Source organism: Marinobacter sp. C1S70 (genome assembly GCF_000475355.1).
Classification (GTDB): Bacteria; Pseudomonadota; Gammaproteobacteria; order Pseudomonadales; family Oleiphilaceae; genus Marinobacter; species Marinobacter nauticus.
Map to the genome: position 1 here is coordinate 462,114 of NZ_AXBW01000073.1, position 18,778 is coordinate 480,891.

Sequence of the window (18,778 nt, forward strand, 5' to 3'; positions counted from 1 at the left end):
CCAACGCATTGATACCGGGGTGGGCGATCCAGACATTCGCCCCCGGTATCAACGTGGTCAACCGGCCAGCAAACGCTCCTGCAGCTCCCGGATCACCCGCAACACCCGGCTCATGTCACTCTGGGTTTTCAAATCCAGGTCCAGCTTGCCATCCATGGTTTTCACCAGCGGCACAATGGATTCTTCAAAGATCCGGGCGAAGGCCATCAGCGCGTCGCCCACCTGGGGCGGGCTGTCCAGGTTGACGGTGACAGCGGGATTCAGCTGTACCGATTGCAGGCCTTCGGTGAGGCCGGTTTCGAGGGAACGGGACAGCTGGCTCAGGGCTTTATCCAGATCGGGTTCCGGGTGTTTTCCGTTGTCCAGTCCGGCAACCAGCTGTTGCCCCAGTTGCTGCAAATGTTCCGAGATCAGGCCCAGCTGGCGAACCACTTTCACCCCGGTTTCCTCGTCGCCACCGGCTTGCTGACGGCGGCGGTATTCCTCACAGATGGTCTGCCAGCGTGCCGCTTCTTCGTCATTCATGGTGCCGCGCATCTGCTTGAGCTTGAGCAGGTTTTCTTCGGCACCGTAGGTCAGCAGCTGAGCCTCGCCCTGATAGTGGTCATCAATCAGGGCTTCCAGCTCCTGGTCACTCATTACCGGTGACAGCTTCTCCGCCAGTTTGTTCATGTTCCGGTAACTGCCCTGCAGCTTGAAGGTGGGCTCGGTTCGGTAAGCCTCGGCCTGGGCGCTGGAGGCAATGTAAGCCTGATTGACCCGCAACACGGTTTCCCGCACCCGGATCATTTTCTTCAGCAGGGCAACGATTTCATCGCGCTCGGCGGCACTGTAGTCGTGTTCAAAGTCCGAATCCGCCACCGTTTTGCCTTCGGCCAGATCGGCGAACCGGTAAAAGTCCGCCATGCCCCGGGTGGCCAGCGGTGCCAGCACCCGGTTGGAGCTCAGGCTGTTCTCGATGTAGGACAACGCAAAGGCATGCTCCATGCCGGAGAGCACGTCACCCAGGTTGTAGATGTCGGCCCGGTTGGCGAGCATGTCGGGGACCTTGAAGACTTCGCCGCTCTCGGTATATGGGTTCCCGGCCATCACCACACAGAAACGTTTGCCACGCATGTCGTAGGTGCGGGTCTTGCCGCGCCACACCCCTTCAATGCGGCGCGTGCCGTCACACAGGGAGATAAACTTCTGCAGGAATTCGGGGTGAGTGTGCTGGATATCGTCCAGATACAACATCACGTTGTTACCCATTTCCAACGCCAGGTTAAGCTTGATCAGCTCTGCTTCGGCGGTGGAATGCGGTGCCTTTTCGGGGTCCAGCGACATCACGTCGTGGCCCAGGCTCGGGCAGTTGATCTTCATGAAGATCAGACCCAGGCGGTTGGCCACGTATTCCATCAGCGTGGTTTTACCGTAGCCCGGCGGCGAGATCATCATCAGCAGCCCGGACTGGTCGGTGCGGCGGTCTTCACCCGCCGTGCCCATCTGCTTGGCCAGGTTATCGCCAATGATCGGCAGGTAACTCTCGCTGATCAGCTTGTTACGCACGAACGACGACAGCGGGCGGGGCCGGAACTCGTCCAGCCGTAACTGGCCACGCCATTTCTCCAGTACCTGCTGCCGCACCTCCTGCAGCTGCTGCCAGCCAGGAATGATCTCCTGCTGGTGATAACGCAGGCGCTCGTCGAATTCATCCAGCTGCAGACTGAGCGTGCGCTCTTCAATGCGGGGATGCTGGCCCAGCAGGCCCTCAATCTGAAACGCCAGTTCGACACTGCGGACCGAGGTTTTCACCGTTTCACCCACGTTCAACACCGCCACGGCCTCCGGAAGATAGTGCAGCAGATGCTGCTGATCCGTCTTGGCCATCCAGGCTTTCAGCCAGTGGCTGGTGATGCTCCAGCGAGCGGCCGGCTGATCGGCCACAACCTCCAGTGCCTGCTGATACTGGGCAAACTGGTTATCCCGTTTCAGGGCTTCGACAAAGCCGGTCGCCAGATCCCCGGCATAGCGAGTGATATCGAAGGCTTCGGATTCTTCCGCCAGCTGCCGCACCAGATACTGAGCAGCCGAGTGCACCAGGCTGCGGCCATCGCTGCCCGGCCCGGCCAGCCTCAATTGCTGTTCTTCCACAAAGTTTGCGAGCTGCGGTTCCAGTTCCTGTTGCAGGGATTCCAGCAGCTCATCCGATTGCATCATGCGGCTGAGGATGCCGGCAGAGAGGCACCGGGAACGCAGTTGCTGGCCCGCGCTCTGTTGCTGGCTCAACCCGGCCCAGAACAGCATGGCCAGTGCCCGCGCCCTGGGGCTGAAACGGAGCAACCCGGCGTTCTGAATCGCCGGCCACAGTGTACTGACAATCAGCGCTGCGTCGTGATCGTGGATGCCTTTTTCGTAGCCCTCCCGGTATCGGGGCGAGGCGAACTTGCGGATGTAACCGGTCAGTTCATCCAGATCCGCGACGTTAACCGGCAGGTCTCCGGCCTTGCGGAACTCATCGATTACCAGTGCCGACAGATACTCCGCCCGGTACACCCGGTCGGATTCCGAAGGCTGGCTCATGTTCCAGTAGCCCCGGAGGCGGTCCAGCTCGGGCTCCTCCAGGCGCTCGTAATACTGGGTTCCGGTCAGGTGCAGCAGCACATGATCGTCCCGGGGAATCAGGGTCAGATCCAGCTCCCGCTGGTTAACGCTGAACTTGTGCTTGCCCAGCCGGATAACGGCACCGCCATCCTCAAAGATATCGGCCTTGTCCCGAACGCTGCGCAGGGCGGTGTCCTGAGCCGCTTTGAGCTGGCCCAGGCAATCGTCCGCTTCCATGGCGGCGCCCAGCTCCCGTAACTCTCCGGCCATACTGCGCAACCGGCTAACCATGGCATCAGAGGCGAAGAAGGCATGCAGCTCTTCAGGGCTGCTGAAACGTTCGGTACGGCGGCCCAGGTTCTTGAGAATACGGGCAGCGGCATCGGTGAGCGTGGTTACCCGGCGCTGTTGCTGATCCTGGAGCTGCTGGCGCCGTGCCTCGATGCTCTCGTGGGCGTTCTCGCGCTGCTCCAGAATGGCCGCCAGGAACTCGTCATATTCGCCAAACTGGCTTTCCAGCTCCTGCAGCTGATCCAGCATCCGGGTCATCAGACCATCGCATTCGCGCACATCCGACAGCGCGCTGACGCCGTTCGCCAGGCTCTGCTCAAACAGCCGGATACGAGCCGCAAACTGGGCCCGGGCTTCCGCACTGCCCTGCTCTTTCAGCCGGATTTCCGCTTCGGAACGCTGCTGGTTGATGGTCGCGTAGATGCCCGAGATGTTATCGGTGATCGCCGTTTCCAGCGCGGCATCGTCACCGCCCATGGACGCCAGCATGCCCTGGATCATGTCCAGGCCTTCGGTCAATTCCCGATAGCGATCGACAATCTTCTTCAGGGCATCCCGGCTGTCGGCCTCGGCCAGCGCAGTCTGCAACTCGGTCAGGGTCTGGCGGTAGCCATCCAGCGCCTCCGGCGACGCCAGGAAACGGAAGGTGCGCTCGGTCAGCCGGTCCTCAGCCTCGGCCAGCTCCTCTTCAAGAGTGTCGATACGGGCTTTGTCGGCGTAACGCCGATCATTGAGGGTTCGCACCCGGCCGCGATGATCGCGCAAACGTGCCAGGTAACTGACAAACTGATCCGGTGCTTTCCAGCTATCCGGTTTCAGGTCCCGCATCAACGCGCCCTGGTCCTGAGCGACCTCGGTAATGGCAGCTTCAGTCTGGGCGCGAATGCTCTGGACTTTCTCATACTCATCCAGCACCAGCTCTGCGGTGCTTCGGATGGTGCTGAGCTGTTGGTTTAACCCGGCAAACAGGGCTTCTTCCTGGCGCGCTGACAGCCAGAAAAACTGATCCAGAATACGGTCCACGGTACGAATCAGGTTGGTGAAATGCCGCTCACTGGCGCTGGCGCCCTCCACCAGGGTAACCACCGTATTCAGCTCGGCAATTCCCCGCACCAGCTCGGGATTGCCAATGCGCGCCAGCTCGGAATCGTTGGCGACGTTCGCCGCAGCGTGGAAACTTTCAGAAGTGAACGGCGTTTCCCACACCTGCAACGGGTGCACCAGCGTAGGTTCCTTGTCGGCATTGAAAATCACCAAATGCCCGTTTTCGAACAGGGCGTAACCGTGGCCAATCAGTGGCACATCCGCCTGTTTGCGAATCAGGTTGTAGCGGAACAGGATCACCTGACCGGTGCGCTGTTCGAAGAAGACATACAGCATGTCTTCGCCGTTGGGGGCCCGCAAGGTACGCTTGAGCCGGAAATCCCCGTCGGGAATCTGGAAGGTTTTTAGCTCGCCGGTACTCAGGTAGTAACCCGACGGAAAAATCAGTCCGTGATTGTCCGGCAGCGACGCGACGGAACCGGCCATGGCGTCAACCCGCTCGATCTTGCGCTCGGTGCGATTGAACAGGTAATAGCGCCAGTGTTCTTCGTTAAACGGCAGAATCCGTACCAGCAGAATCTCGCCCAGATCGGCAAAATCGAAGCTGGCGTCGTCCAGTGACTGGGAATCGGACTCCACCGGGTCCGAGTAGATGCCTTCGCCGGTGGAGGTGTTGTTCTCCACCTTGAAAGTAATGTTGCCCCGCAGGTTATCCACAAACAGGGTGTCGGCGATGTTCAGGTGCGGAGAGCGGCCCTGAACCTGGCTGTCGCGGCCCACGGTTTTCCAGGGAAAACTGAAACGTTCCGGGAAAGACAGATCGCGCTCGCCGCGATTATCAATGTAGCGGCTGACCTCACCATCGGGCTTCAGTTCCCAGCGAAACACCCGAAGATCATCAAGCTTGTCACCGATGCGAAACGCCATCAGCAACATACCTTTGAGTATCACCAGTTGCGACAGCGTGGCGGTGTTGTAGTACTGCTGGAGTTCCCGGAAGTCGGTGGCGAAGCGTTCATCCTTGAGAAACGAGCCCTCAATGGCCGCTTCGGTCATCTCGAAGCCGCTGTCGCCGTCGTTCAGGTGGTACAGCCGGAACACGTCCTCAATCACCAGCGTCTTGCGCAAGCCCAGCTGTAGATTGAAACCGAACAACAGCTTGTCGCCCAGACGCACCACATCCCGGGCGATGGCGTTGTTTTCGGTTCGCACCCGGGCCCGGCCCAGCACGTTCATGCCGGCACTGCCAAAGATCTCTTCGCGGGCCTGGTTCAGCCCGGACACCTGCTCACGCAGTTGCCCGCCCTGCTCTTTCAGCCGGCGCTTGATGGTTTCAAAGGCTGAACCTTCCTGAACAATGCTTTCGAGCTCGGTGCGATCCGTCGACATACCAAATCATCCTGAACCAAAGAGGGGAATGCGGTTAGGGGAAAGCACTCCCGGCACCTTGGGTCCGGTACCGGGAGCCATCGGCCTTATCAGGCCGTCTCGGAACTGCGGTTAGGCTTTTCACCTGCCACCCGGCCGGCAATGTTCGAGAGCGCCGCCTGCAGCGAGGGGGACTTGTCCAGCACGCCCTGAACACTCTTGCCGTAGCCAAGGCCCTGGGCAAACTTCTCGAAAATGCCGCCGTCGCCGCCGATCATTTCGAACTTGGCGTCTTTCAGGGCAGCAGCCATAACCCGGCCATTTTCCAGCATGCCAGCCTTCTGGGCGTCGATCTGGGCCATCACTTCCTTCTCATGAACTTCCAGGTTCATGCGGAACTCTTCAAAGTGACGGGATTCCTCAGACATGCCATCGTAGGCCTTGAGTTTCTCAACCAGACCAGCCGCTTCGGCCTTGGCCATGGCTTCGCGGGCTTCGGCTTTGGCGTGGCCCATGCGCTGCTCACCTTCGGCTTCGGCCAGAACCATAGCCTTACGGGCATCGGCCTTGGCAACACCCAGTTTCTCTTCACCCATGGCTTCGGTTTCCAGACGCTGCTCAAGCACCCGAACCTCGGCCATGCCGGCTTCTTCATCGGCCTTGGCGGTAACCGATTTGACCTCGGCGCGGGCCAGACCATCAGCCCGGATAGCAGACGCCTGAGCTTCCTTGACCTGTGCCTCGGCAAGGCCATCGGCAGCCGCCATGGCCTGGCGACCACGGGCCAGTTTCTCATCAGCCACCGATTTCTTCTCGGCCGCGTCCATTTCCGCCTGGGCGGTAACCCGAACCTGCTCGGCTTCCAGCTTGGAGCGCTCAAACGCCGCCTCGGCCGCTTTTACATCTTTCAGCTTCAGTTCTTCGGCATCGGCTTCAGCCGCCACCACTTTCTTCACCTTCAAGCGGTCTGCTTCGGAGCGGTTGCGAACATCCTTGATGTTCTCTTCCTCTTCCGCCACGTTGCGCTCAACGGCAATACGCTGGCTGGTGATATCGGCAATTTCCTTGCGTTCTTCTTCCAGCGCCTTTTCCATGCCAATGCGCTCGATTTCCACCGCCCGCTCACGGTTAACATCCTCGAGCTCCCGGGCCTGGCGAATACGCACTTCTTCAATCTGCACCGCACGCTCTCGGGCTTTCATGGCCATTTCAATCTGGCGTTGCTTGTTTTCGTCCGCAATCGCCAGTTCTTCATCCGTCTTGATGCGAGCGGCTTCGGCACGGGCCCGCTCCTGCTCACGCACCTGCTCGGTTTCCGAAGTCTCACGGGCCTGCAGGGTTTCAATTTCCCGGCGCTGGCGCGCTTCGGCTTCGGCCTGGCTGCGTTCCAGTTCCAGCGACGCTTCCCGGGCCGACACATTTTTGCGCTGGATTTCCAGCTCCTGGTCCCGCTCCAGACGGTTGGTTTCCACATTGTGGAGGGCAGTAATTTCGGTAATCCGCTTGATGCCCTCGGAATCCAGGATGTTGTTCGGATCCAGCGAGGTCTTCGGCGTCTGCTCCAGGTAGTCGATGGCCACGTCTTCCAGCACGTAACCGTTCAGGTCTTCCCCGATGGTCTCGACGATGGAATCGCGGAAGCGCTGACGCTCCTCAAACAGCTGCATGAACTCGAGCTTCTTGCCAACGGTCTTCAGCGCTTCACTGAATTTGGCATTGAACAACTCGTTCACGGCATCCCGGTCTGAGGCACGGCCCACACCCACCGATTTGGCCACGCGCAGAACGTCTTCCTGGGTTTCATTCACCCGCAGGTAGAAGGCAACGGTAATGTCGGCCCGCAGGTTGTCCTTACAGATCAGCCCTTCCTTGCCGGTACGGTTAAGCTCCAGGGTAATGACCGAGATTTTCATGGTCTCGGCGCGGTGGATAACCGGCAGCACCATGGCCCCGGTGAAATACACCTTGGGCGTGGGCGACAGGTCGTTCACGATCAGGGCCTGGCCCTGGTCCACCTTGCGGTAAAACGCCTTGAACAGGGCCAGTATGCCCAGTATCAGCAGAACCAGGACCCCGACGGTCATGATTGCTGGCATCATCCAAGATAAGTCCATTTAGTCATTCTCCTGCGCTGATTGAAGGGAGTAGGTGCGGGGATTAACCGGCCGATTCGCCGGCAAGGAATTCAGCTTCCGGAACCACCCACCAGGCGTTCTTGTCCGGAATATGTTCGATCAGCACCGCGCGCTCGCGATGCGCCAAAGGCGTATGGCTGCGGACCTGCAGCACCAGATGGGCACCGTCCAGAATCGCTTCTGCCCGGCCTTTGGTTTCAGTCACCGTTGCGGAGGTAATCACGCAAGCGGTACCGATAATACGTTTCTGAAGCGGGGGTAAATACGCCCGCCGGAACAGTGGCCGCAGTGGGCGGATAACAACGGCTGTCACCAGAACACTCATCACCAGAGCGCCGGCGATGACCGCCAGGCCGAACAGTGCATGCAGGAAACCATCAGGCACCAGTGCACCGAGCAACAGCTCCGCAAAATAGCTCGCCAACCAGGCAATCAGGAACAACAGGGTAAGCACGAGTGGCAGCGGGACACCCTGGAGCCCCAGGGTTACCATCAGGCCGGAGAAGTCGCCGGAGGCATCAATATCGCCATCGGCCTCGATATCGCCCAGACCCACAAGGGAAATCAGCCAGTAAACGATGGCCACGCACAGCAATACGGAAAAAATGACCGTGGGGAAGGAGAAGGCAATTGCAAAGAATGTATCCATACGCGACCAGACATCCGTTCTGGTAAATCCACTGGGCGACAGTCCGTGTCAGACTGACGAGTTGTTTATAACGTAAACAAACTATTTCTTGCAAATGTTTAATTGCGAGGTATAGACTCGGATTATTGACATAAAATGTCAAGCGACAGGACAAGGTTCGTCCGGATCGGCCGAACCGATTCAACGCCACAGGAAGGAGCTATTCGTGGATACCCAATCTCTCACCCTGGCCCTGGGTGACGCCACCCATGCTGGCCGAACCTTCGATGTCATGCCCATTGCCGGCGAAGAACCGGTGCTGCAGGTGATCGTGTCCGGCGCCGAAGAAACACCGGTGTATATTACCGTAACCGACACCCAGATTCTGTGCCTTGCGTACCTTTTCGACGAACAGGAACTGGCCCCGGAACGTCTGAACGAGCTGCATGAAAACATGTTGCGCATCAGTGTTCCCATGCCCTTAAGCTCTCTTGGCAAAACCGGCCAGCACTATGTGGTCTATGGCGCACTGAGCCCCACGTCCGGCACCAGCGAGATCATGCAGGAACTGGTAACCCTCGCCGAGAATGCCATCGACCTGTTACAGACTTTTGAAGACTACCTGGCTTGAGTGAGGGCTGAGACATGAGAACCGTACTTAAAAAAATCCTGACCGCCATGCGCGGGGGTGTGAACGAACTGGGTGAAGCCGTTGTCGACGGCCAGGGCAACCGGATTCTGGAACAGGAACTGCGCGATTCCGAGCATGAGCTGAAACAGGCCAAGCAAGAGCTGGCGTCACTGATGGCCGAAGCGGCCTCCCTGGCCCGACAGATCCGTACCGAGCAGGACAGCGCCGCCAAGCGTGAAGACGATGCCCGCAAAGCCATCGCGGCTGGCCAGGAAGATCTGGCCCGAGAAGTGGCCGAGCGAATTGTTGGCCATGAGCGCCGCGCCTCGGAGCTGACCCAAACCCGGGAACTGCTGCAACAGCGCATTGTGGGCTTGAAAGAGCGAGTTCAGAAAGCCGAGAAACAGCTGGCCGACTACCGCCGGGAACTGCACGTAGTGAAGACCAACGAGCGGGTGCTACGCACCACCGCGCAGATTGACACCAACATCAACAGCCAGCAGTCCTCCCTGAGCACCGCGAAAGAGACATTGGAGCGGATTCGCGAGCGCCAGGCCCGGGAAGAAGACCGCCAGACCGCCAGTGCCACCCTGGAAAAAGAGCTGACCGGCGCAGATCTGGACGAAAAACTGAAAGCCGCCGGCATTGATGGCGAACAGGATGCCGTCAACGATGTGTTGGCACGCCTCAAGGGCGGCAACGCAAACCCGTAAACCCTGAGCGCCCCGAGTTCGGGGCGCTCACTCAAGCACCTCAAAGGCGCTCTCACAGGCAACCCCATGGCGAAGAAACAGGACTGGTCCCGAGAAGAACAGGCCGTTCAGGCGGTACAGATGGCCTTCGACCTGTCCAACGACATCCAGCGCGCCTTTCGCGTGTCGGCGGCCATGCAGGATATGACGACCGCCGACATGGTGCGCAAGGTGCTCCACCTGCCCTACCGTAAAGGCCGTGCCCGCCCGCGACTGACGGTAACCCTCAAAGACGAGGATTTCGAACTGCTGGCACGCAAGTACGAACTGGATCCGCAGGATCGTGCCGCTATTCGCCAGCGCGTGGCGGAGGAGTTGCAGGGATTTGCCAGGCAGTATCTGACTGCCTCGGACCAGTAATCGCCAGGCGCTTCAGAAACCGCTTTACCAGGAAAAGGACGTCATGCCCAGAAACCGCTATCGACAGTGCCCGGCCTGCAATACCGCAAGCCTGGACTCCTCCAGCCATCCCTCCATATTCGACTGCCGCCTGTGCCACGGGCTATGGTTTGAAGATGGCGCATTAAATCAGGCGATTGCCGAGCATCATGACGGCGTAGACCAGTACGATCACGAGCAGCACCTCGGCCCCGCGCTTCGCACCAGCGACCGGCTTTGCCGGCGGTGTCGCGTGCCCATGACCCACTACCAATTGCTGGCTCACTACACTACGGAAATTGACTGCTGCCCCGGCTGTGACGGTGTCTGGCTCGACAAACACGAAGTCGATCAGGTAATGCAGTCGCCGCAACTGAAGCAGGCCCTTAAAGACCTGAACCAGAAGGTGAGCTGGAAATCCTGGCTGTTCCAGTTCCTGACCGCCATGCCGGTGGAATACAACGTAAAACCCCACCGCACCCCCTGGGTTACCCGAACCCTGGTGTTCCTCTGTGCCCTGGTGTTTGGTGTTGGAGCGCTGTCCGCTGAGGCTAATGAGTGGATCTTCGTAAACCTGGGACTGAACTCCGACACCCAAAGCCCGTCACATTTTGTGCTTCAGTTGCTGAGCTATCAGTTTGTGCACGGTGGCCTGATGCACCTGGTCGGGAACATGTACTTTCTGTGGATCATCGGCGACAACCTGGAAGATGCGCTGGGGCATGGTGCCTTCCTGGCACTCTACCTGTTTGCCGGCATTATGGCGGCCCTTGCGGAACTGCTGTTGTTCGATGCCAGCCAGGGGCCCCTGCTGCTGGTCGGGGCCAGTGGCTCCATCGCTGCCCTGTTCGGTCTCTACCTGATGTGGTTCCGGCACGCCAGTCTTACCTTCATGATCATTGTTTACCAGAAGAAACTCGCACCTCACTGGTACTTCCTGATCTGGAGCCTGATAAACCTGTTCGGGATGTTCACCGCCCAGGGCGGTGTGGCGTGGGCCGCGCATCTGGGTGGCTTTGGCTTGGGGTTACTGCTGGGCTACCTGTTGCGGGATTATGTGCTGCGGAAGAATCCGCTGATTGCGATGCTGAATCAGCCGGAGGCTGCGATTAACCGGTAGCCTTGCCGGTTAATCGCAATAGGTACCTACTCGCCGCAGGTTTCTTTAACCTTGGCGCGGAAACGGTCCCGAATCTGCTGATTTTCTTCCTCAGACACGTACTCCCGCTCACCCTTCTCATTGATATCGTAGAAGGTCGAAACACTCTCCAGGTGCTTGAGACGGGCCTGGAGATTCCGGCATAGCTCCTCCTGCTTTTCGGCCTGTTGCCGGACTTTCGCCTCTTTGGCCTGACGCTCCTCCCGCTCCTTTTGTTGCTGTTCCAGGAACTCCGTCATTTTCTGCTGCCGGTCACGGGCTGTGGCATCAGCCTGGGCCGGCGCTGCATTGACGCGCACTTCCTTGGAACTGGCCTTCGCCGGGGGGCGATCGCCGAAATGGGTCTGACCGTTGGCATCTGTCCACTGGTAGACGGCAGCGTGAGAAAACGGACCAAGGGATAACAGAAATAAAGAGATGAGAAGCTTGCGTGTCATAACTGAATTCCTTTTCGAATAATGCTTTGGACAACTTTCGAAGGAGTAGTCTACCCGATGATGTGTTTGGGAACTTTGACCGGGTAGTCACAAGAGCCGTCCTACCTGATTGGCAATGGAAGCCCCCGGTTCACAAGTCAGGACGCATAATTCAGCTTTTCCGCCATCAGGTCTGGCCTGCGTGTGGTATCGATGATGGAGACATCGGTAAACATGTCGTCCACTTTCTGCTTGAAGGTTTTATCATCCATATCCCGCCAGTAACGTGACGGACGGCCCGTCGCCTGGTCGTGCTTTGCGGTGGTCGGGTCAAGGTGTCGATACTGCTCCAGCATGGGCAGTTCCGGCAACGGCTTTGTGACATCCATGTAGTTCTGAATGAAATCCCAGTAGGCGTAACACATGGTGGGACTGCCGTGGGCGCCGAGAATATCGCCAACGGTAACATCCAGTTTGCTGTATCTGTGGGAAAGCACCAGGTCAAACAAGGTGCCGAAGCGATCAACCCTCGCACAGCACCAGGCATCGAATTCGTAGAAAGGTTTTTCAACCGCCACCGGAGGCTTTCTGGGGAGAAAAGGAAACTTTTTCGGGTATTGCCAGACCTTGATCATGCCAGTGCGACGGTTGAATTCCCATTCAGGGCCTCGGCCATTCCGTAAAAGCCATTTCGGGAAGAGGCGTAACGCCAGTTTGGCCATCAAAATGAGAATCCAGCCGCCTCCAAGCATGATAAATTCGAATAAACCAAGACTTTGTATGTACTCGGAATAGTTTCTACTAATGGACGTAAACAACGGCGACATCAAAATCAGTGTTATCAAATATCCGGGAGAAACAATGTAGGCCCACAACGCACCTGTAACACTAATTATACTTACTAATCGAGCCTGGAGAGCCAATGGTGCATGCCGGAAGCATTCATGATTACTCTCAACGTGAAGACCGTACTTCTCTGCCAGATCCTCTTTTTTCTCCAGTCGCCGCAACTTCTTGGGTGGGTTTCTTGACATGAAGGTGGGCGGCATCACTTCACGGGTATTACCCCACGGTAATCGTAAGCTGGCTGAGCGATCTAATCCGGTTCGGTTCAATTCCTGAGTTTGATTGCTTTGCTCGGGAATCGAGTCAGAACGGTAGCTATGCGATCCATAATAATCACTCGAGCTACCATGTGGAGAAACATCAATCGACATTTTCTTGAACTCTTTGACTGTACCAAAATGGCTGGTCTTCACTGCTAAAGTCAGGTTGGGTATGACGCTCGTCCGATTTACTAAACACGAGAGGGTCTTGCGGTGGAGGCGCCGGGAAGACCATCAACATGGATTCAAGCGATTGCCTCGCCTGAATCTGGACTTTGGCCTTCCATCTATACGTTCGCGTTTCCCACGTATCGCTCTGCCAGACTGCAGTCTCTAATTTGCGTCTCGCGCTCTCAGGTGCATTCAGATAAATATGCAAACCCGTACCAGACTCCTCTGTCATTAGCACATAAGGCTCCAGATCAGCCCCTTCTATTCGGTTATTCTGAACGTGACCCGATCTACCTTTAGCGACAGCAATCGTTTCGTTGAGCTGAAGCTTCGGTAAAACAGTGACAACCCCGCCCGAATTGAACAATTCAGGAATGGCGCTCTCAATCACAAAACGCTCACCAGCCATCGACAAAGCGGCCACCTGATCATCGCTGTAGCCCTCCAGAACGCCGTCTCGCGCCATTCGTCGCAAGGGGTTGTATTCAAGTCTGACCGTGACGCCCATTAACTGGCTGATCAAGCGATAGTAGGCTTCATCTGGTTTTTTCAAGAAGGGCTTCTCCGCCAAAGGCCCGAAAGGCCCATGCCGCATCCAGATGTCGAGCGGTTCGTCGCTGAATGCGAAAACCGTCGCCAGGCCCGCTACGGCCAGGATAACACCTACCGCCAGCCAACCTTTCGGCCCTAACACCAAAAGAAGTCCTGATTTACCTACAACACTTGCGAATCCGAAAGCGATCCCGCTACCCGCCAGCAATCCATAGCCGAACGCCGCTTTGTGATTTCCCATCCGATACTCGTAATAGGCATCCCACCCGGCATCCAAGGCCATAAGAAAACCGGCTGCAGCGCCAAGCCCACTTCTTACTGTTAGTGGAGCACCAAGAGATTTAACGAAAACTCTTCCAATGTCTTCTGGCAGTTCGAGCGCCAAGATCTTGGATGGCCCCAGCACCCACCGTTCACTAATTGCCGTGCCCGCAACAAACAGATCAAAACCCGCACTGAATACTCGGAGGCCGGCACGATTGTTCCCTTTAATCCTTGCATCTTGAGACCGCCCTGACCAAACGCTCGCTGAGTTAAATACCTCAATCAAACCAACAAATACCGGAAAAGCTGGCTTATTCAACACCCGATATAAACGACTGGATCTGTTACTGTTAATTTCTGCCTGATCAACCTTGTTCGCCGCATCGTTCGCGGCCTCCAGGTCACGGATATACTGTTCTTTCTTCGCAACACGGCTTCTCCGGCTATCAATCTCTTGCTCGAATGCTTTGAGTTCCCGTTCCGCTCGGGCAACTTCAGCTTTTGCCGCCTCGATTCTTTGCGCAGCGGCAGCCATTGCCGCGGCGGGGGTGCCGGGACTCGGCCCAACGAGCTCGTCGAGTTCAGCTAACGCACGCACCGCTTGCCGGAAGTCAGACTCAGCTTTCCGGATATCCTCAATTAACGTCACAACCGTTTCTGTTTTAGGGACTGCCAGCACGTATACATCCTCAGCAACCTCGGATGCGATACCCGCAGCCTTGCTGCGTCTTCTACTTGTTGACGCGCGAACGTCAGGTTCTTCGCCTGCCTGTATCAAGTCCCCAAAAAGCTCTACAGCCCGCTTTCCAGTTCCAGACCTGAGCTCAGCCTCACTAAACTCGAAGATGAAATAATCTTTCTGACGCGCTTTCGAGAGTCGCATCAACTCTACTTTCCCTAGAAGCTCTGGTAGGGACCGACGTAATTGCTCCAACGAAACAGAATAAAGCTTCATTCTGCCTGCAACCGCCGTTTTCATGATTGATTGTTTCTGCCGGCTCAGTTCTTTGAAGCGTACGTCGAGCTCGATCAGTTTGTTCCGGATCGCCTCAAGTTCAGCTTCTTTCCCTCTGAGGTTGTTAATTCTCCGTTCGATGTTCCAGCGTTGGTTTTCAAGATTGGAGATTTCTATTCGAAGCTCTGCCAACTGCTTCTTTATAGCCGCCAGCTTTGCATTTCTCGCCTCAATAGCTTGGCTGGCATGATGAATCGCCGCCCACATATTGCCGTGAACACTCATTAGAACCTGACTACCGAGCCTCATATTCGCCGTCAGAAGTGTTTCGTAGGACCCTGCGGCAGCTTCGACTGCTAATTCAAGCCCATCGATCGTTTTTAGTTCATCAATATCGGGAAGATCGGTAATAGACATGGCAGCGAGTTCCGTTTCGCGGAACTGCCCGTTGCCATGATTGACCTGAGGCTCTGCCGGAGGTTGATACGGTTTTTTCTGATCTTCCGGGCTGAAGCGGGGGAACAGCAGAGAGTAGAGAACTCGACTGTGCCGGCCCTCACACAGCCCCTGTAACCAGTGTTTTCCTTCACCATCGACCGCACCCTCAACGTCAATGTCGAGGGCATCACATTCCGCCGGTTCGGTGACAAGGTTCATAACCAGAGATGTTACGAAATTGAATGCACCAGCGTAATCATAGCTGTCATGAGTGAACAAGTCCGTCAGAACATGATGGGTGCGTTCGTTTGACAGCAATTCCAATAGCTCAGAATGCACCTTCTCGAGATAAGCTCGCCCCATCTGACGCTCAGAAACCGCAAGCGAGCGTTCAAGCTCTGCTCTGCCCTGATTATTTATTTCCGCCATGTGCTTGTGAAGCTGATTAGGCTCCGACGCGATGTGTTCTGGCTCGATCACAGAATGAACCAGCAAGGCAGAGTCAAAGTATGGTCTCGCCTTGGCGCGCCGCACAGCGGCATTCATATACCAGGCCGCCACCTGTCGACGACGCTGGTTGTATCGAAGCTGGTAGATCGGATCGTCCAGCAGAATAACGCCAATGCCACGTTTTTTTGCATTGATCGTAGCATCCGTCTCAGCAGTTCCAGAACCAGGCCAAGTGAAGGGCTCTGGATCCTCTGGCCGACACTGCTGTATCAGTGCCTCCTCAGCCTGGTGCAATGATCGATGCAGGCAATTGCTGAGAGCAGTCATCTCCGGTCTTTCATCTTCGGCGATCGGGTCTTCGGGATCCGGACTTTCCTGCCTCTGGTGAATGGACTTTGCTTTTTGCATAGCCCGATCCGGATAGGTTCCCTCTAAATCCAACAGATAGTCATCGGGGCGGTCAAACTGCCACTCCAATGCGGGCACCCGGGAGCGTTGCGGTGAAAGATACTCCGCAAGAAATGCAACACTGTTACCGCTGGAAGCATTGGAATTCTCTACACTTACCTTCGTTTCTGATCCAAAACGCATATCGATGCTAACGCAACGATTTTCCCGGTCTGTAGCAGAGCGCTCCAAATGCATCACGCGCTCTCCCGGCCACTGCGATTCGCTGAAGGCCATCTCCAATGTCAGCCAATCACTGTTAATCCGGGCCGGTATCCAGATTTCACTCATTGCCGACCCAGTGACTTTCCGGTATCCAGGCTCTAGCTGACCACTGCGCGAACGATGTTTGGTAAGCGCCACGTCGTGATACGAAGTTTGCCCTTCTTCATCTATGCGGATTTCAATTTCACGCCATAGCTTTTCCTTGTAAAAGATATACAGGAACCCTGCACGAGCCAGAACCTGGCGGGCAGGCTTCTGCCCATGTAGCTCTATGCCAGACAACAGGGTCGCCGGCACGACCGGTAGTACGACGTGGCGTTGATGCTCAACTTCCCTTTCGGTGCTGGTCGCATCATCCAGAAATGGCACCCGAATCGGGCCATCTTCAGACTTGATTTCTATCCAGACATTCCTTGAGGGCTGCCCCTTCCAGGGCCAGACATGCAGAATGGAATTTTCCAGAGGTTCTATTTCAACCTGTTTCTCCAACCACTCTTGCTGCTCGTAGTTGGATTCATCAAAGATTCGAAAAGCATGCCCATCCGGGTGCTCTTTGCCGATAACCTCAATAATCAGCGATTCGTCCTCGCAAGTCGGGCTACAACCAGCTGTAGACTGCTTTGCACTATTCTCAGACATCCCTGTCATTCCTTGCGTTCTAAACGTATCAATTCGGACTCAGGCCTCAGGCGTGTTCAATGCCTGCCACTGAGTTTCTGAAAGCGTTGGTACGGGCAACATAGTGAACAGATTTGGTCTGTCGGTGGTTTGCCAACGTTCCTGACCGCTTTCTCCGTACCAATAAATAACCCGTTCAATCACATCCGCCTGGTCTTGAGTCCCCGGAGATAAGCGTTGCCATACCTCAGGGTCGTAAAGTCGCAGCAGGCCCTGCCTTTCCCCGTCGAAGCGCACTGTCAAGCGAGCCCTTAGCCAACTCGTCACGGACTCAAGGCTCTCAGAGGACTCCAGAATCAGCCCGATAAGCCGCCCCTCTTTCAAGCCTTTCAAAGCCCACTGATACTCCGGGCTCTGCTGTTTAGCCTCCAGAACAACGGGGCTTTCGGCCAGATACTGTTGCCAGTCGGTCTCAGCAAACAGATAAAGCCACTTCGGAACGTCTGTCTGCTCATACAAAGACCGCACAACCGATGGTTTCTGCTGCGCCTCCAGCACTAAAAAACGCACCTTGTCAGTCGAAGGTTTTGCAAATACCACCATGGGCTCCTTCACGTATCACGCTGTCTGATTCTTACCGCAAGGACAGTTCCCAAGCGGACAAGTGCCATCGGGTTTCTGCTGGCACTGCTCAACAATGGCCGTTCGATTCATCCGAGCCTGTTTTAGTCGATGGGCAACGATGGCTTTTGGCTGAGCACTCGCTCTCTGGCTAACCTCCGCCAACGCCTCCGGCGCCACTGAACCGCCAGCAGCCGTCACCAACCCCGGCATCTCCGGCACCTGCACCTTCTGCCCGCTGCCTTTCCCGGCAGCCCCACCGGCGTTCATCTTGATACTCGCCCCTCCCATGGCCACGCCGCTGGGATCGATCTTTACGAAGCTGCCACCGGCTTTCAGAGTGATCTCAGCGCCGGCTTCGATGACGGCCTTCTGGCCGGCTTTGATGTGCAGTTCGGTGCCGGAATTGCTGAGCCAGGCGGTGCCGGCTTTCAGGTGCAGAGTACCGGTGACATTGAAGCTGTGGTCTTTGCCGGTTTGCTCGCGCTTTTCGCCGTCCACGGTGTGGTGGCGGTTGCCTTTGGTATGGCTGAATCGGTTGTTTTCCACCGTCAGGTGGCTGTCGTTCCTGATGACTTCGGTGCGGTTGTTTTCCGTCAGCAGGTCCAGGTCTTTCTGGGCGTGCACGTAGATCTGTTCTTCGCCGGCTTCGTCTTCAAAGCGCAGTTCGTTGCTGCCCTCACCCTTGTGGGTTTTGGTCTTCAGGGTGGTCCGGGTTTTGTGTTCCGGCAGCGCGTACGGCGGTGTGTTGGTGGCGTGGTAGGTTCGTCCGGTGATGATGGGCTGGTCCGGGTCGCCGTCCAGGAAGCTGACGATGACCTCGTGGCCAATTCTGGGCAAGGCCATGAAGCCGTACTGGCCACCGGCCCAGCCCTGGGCCACGCGCAGCCAGGCGCTGCTGTGCTCGTCGTTCTTGGAATAGCGGTCCCAAGGGAATCGTACTTTTACCCGGCCGTACTGGTCGCAGTGGATTTCTTCACCCTCGGGACCGGTGACGAGGGCCATCTGGGGGCCGTCCATCACGGGTTTGTGGTTGCACAGGGGGCGCCAGGTTTTGTCGGCCGGGATGGCGCTGAAGGTGTTGTGGTAGCTGGTGGGCTCGCTGCCACCCTCTTCTTCCAGGGCCTGGGGCTGCTTGCCGGTATGGGTGATGGCGGTGAGCAGCCATTCCCGGTTCAGGGTCTGGCTGTCGTGGTCCTGCAGTTCCACTTTGGCGCCGGGGGTGAAGTCCGGGCGGTTGCTTTTGCCGTTGGCCATGGACGCGTCGTTTCTGAGGGCATCCAGTCTGCTCTGGGTGAACGGCTGGCCGCTGGCGTCGGCTTTGTAGCGGCCGGGGTAGTCGTAGTGCTGGTAGTCTTCCCGGTGGTTAACACCGCCAGCATTTTGTTCATGCATCAGGGCGTAGGCGGGGTTCTTGAAGGTGTAGTCCTTCATGGCCACGGAGGCGGCTTTGACCCGTTCTTCGTAGGCGAACTGGAACACGCAGGCCTGCTGGGTGCTGCCACCGGCTTTGGTATTGCAGGTGACCGGGTCCAGTTTCGGGGCG

Annotated in this window: 12 protein-coding genes; 4 read left to right on the top strand and 8 right to left on the bottom strand. The window is 57.0% G+C overall.

Going from position 1 to position 18,778, the window contains the following annotated elements; translation table 11 throughout:
* Positions 1 to 57: 57 nt before the first annotated feature.
* The 3 genes from Q669_RS17500 to Q669_RS17510 form a co-directional block, all read right to left on the bottom strand.
* Positions 58 to 5,307, bottom strand: coding sequence for a DNA repair ATPase (locus Q669_RS17500; RefSeq protein ID WP_022993266.1), 5,250 nt, complete (start codon positions 5,305 to 5,307; stop codon positions 58 to 60).
* 89 nt (positions 5,308 to 5,396) lie between these two features.
* A complete protein-coding gene (locus Q669_RS17505; RefSeq protein ID WP_036149914.1) occupies positions 5,397 to 7,400 on the bottom strand; it encodes a hypothetical protein in 2,004 nt (667 codons plus the stop codon).
* Between the two features lie 43 nt (positions 7,401 to 7,443).
* The gene (locus Q669_RS17510) at positions 7,444 to 8,070 is read right to left on the bottom strand and encodes a hypothetical protein (protein ID WP_022993268.1); all 627 of its coding nucleotides are present in this window, start codon (positions 8,068 to 8,070) and stop codon (positions 7,444 to 7,446) included.
* Between the two features lie 205 nt (positions 8,071 to 8,275).
* Between Q669_RS17510 and Q669_RS17515 the strand changes: the two genes are divergently transcribed.
* The 4 genes from Q669_RS17515 (at position 8,276) to Q669_RS17530 (ending at position 10,930) form a co-directional block, all read left to right on the top strand.
* Entirely contained in the window at positions 8,276 to 8,680 is a 405-nt protein-coding gene (locus tag Q669_RS17515) for a YjfI family protein (RefSeq protein WP_011787109.1), read from the top strand.
* 14 nt (positions 8,681 to 8,694) lie between these two features.
* A complete protein-coding gene (locus Q669_RS17520) occupies positions 8,695 to 9,393 on the top strand; it encodes a PspA/IM30 family protein (RefSeq protein WP_022993269.1) in 699 nt (232 codons plus the stop codon).
* 66 nt (positions 9,394 to 9,459) lie between these two features.
* Positions 9,460 to 9,792 (top strand): hypothetical protein, encoded by a 333-nt coding sequence (locus tag Q669_RS17525; RefSeq protein ID WP_011787111.1) that lies wholly within the window; start codon positions 9,460 to 9,462, stop codon positions 9,790 to 9,792.
* A 43-nt stretch (positions 9,793 to 9,835) separates the two neighbouring features.
* Positions 9,836 to 10,930, top strand: coding sequence for a rhomboid family intramembrane serine protease (locus Q669_RS17530; RefSeq protein WP_011787112.1), 1,095 nt, complete (start codon positions 9,836 to 9,838; stop codon positions 10,928 to 10,930).
* Positions 10,931 to 10,956: 26 nt separating this feature from the next.
* Here the strand turns inward: Q669_RS17530 and Q669_RS17535 are convergent, their stop codons facing one another.
* The 5 genes from Q669_RS17535 to Q669_RS17555 form a co-directional block, all read right to left on the bottom strand.
* Positions 10,957 to 11,406, bottom strand: coding sequence for a DUF4124 domain-containing protein (locus Q669_RS17535; RefSeq protein WP_022993270.1), 450 nt, complete (start codon positions 11,404 to 11,406; stop codon positions 10,957 to 10,959).
* Positions 11,407 to 11,543: 137 nt separating this feature from the next.
* Positions 11,544 to 12,644: a hypothetical protein gene (locus Q669_RS19155; protein WP_227501136.1), complete on the bottom strand. Its 1,101-nt coding sequence runs from the start codon at positions 12,642 to 12,644 to the stop codon at positions 11,544 to 11,546.
* The gene (locus tag Q669_RS17545; protein ID WP_022993272.1) at positions 12,592 to 16,632 is read right to left on the bottom strand and encodes a hypothetical protein; all 4,041 of its coding nucleotides are present in this window, start codon (positions 16,630 to 16,632) and stop codon (positions 12,592 to 12,594) included. The genes Q669_RS19155 and Q669_RS17545 overlap by 53 nt, the downstream gene beginning before the upstream one ends.
* Positions 16,633 to 16,671: 39 nt before the next feature.
* On the bottom strand, positions 16,672 to 17,214 hold the full coding sequence (locus Q669_RS17550) for a DUF4123 domain-containing protein (protein ID WP_011787122.1): 543 nt from the start codon (positions 17,212 to 17,214) through the stop codon (positions 16,672 to 16,674).
* Between the two features lie 15 nt (positions 17,215 to 17,229).
* A partial coding sequence (locus Q669_RS17555) for a type VI secretion system Vgr family protein (RefSeq protein ID WP_022993273.1) occupies positions 17,230 to 18,778 on the bottom strand: 1,549 nt, incomplete at its 5' end.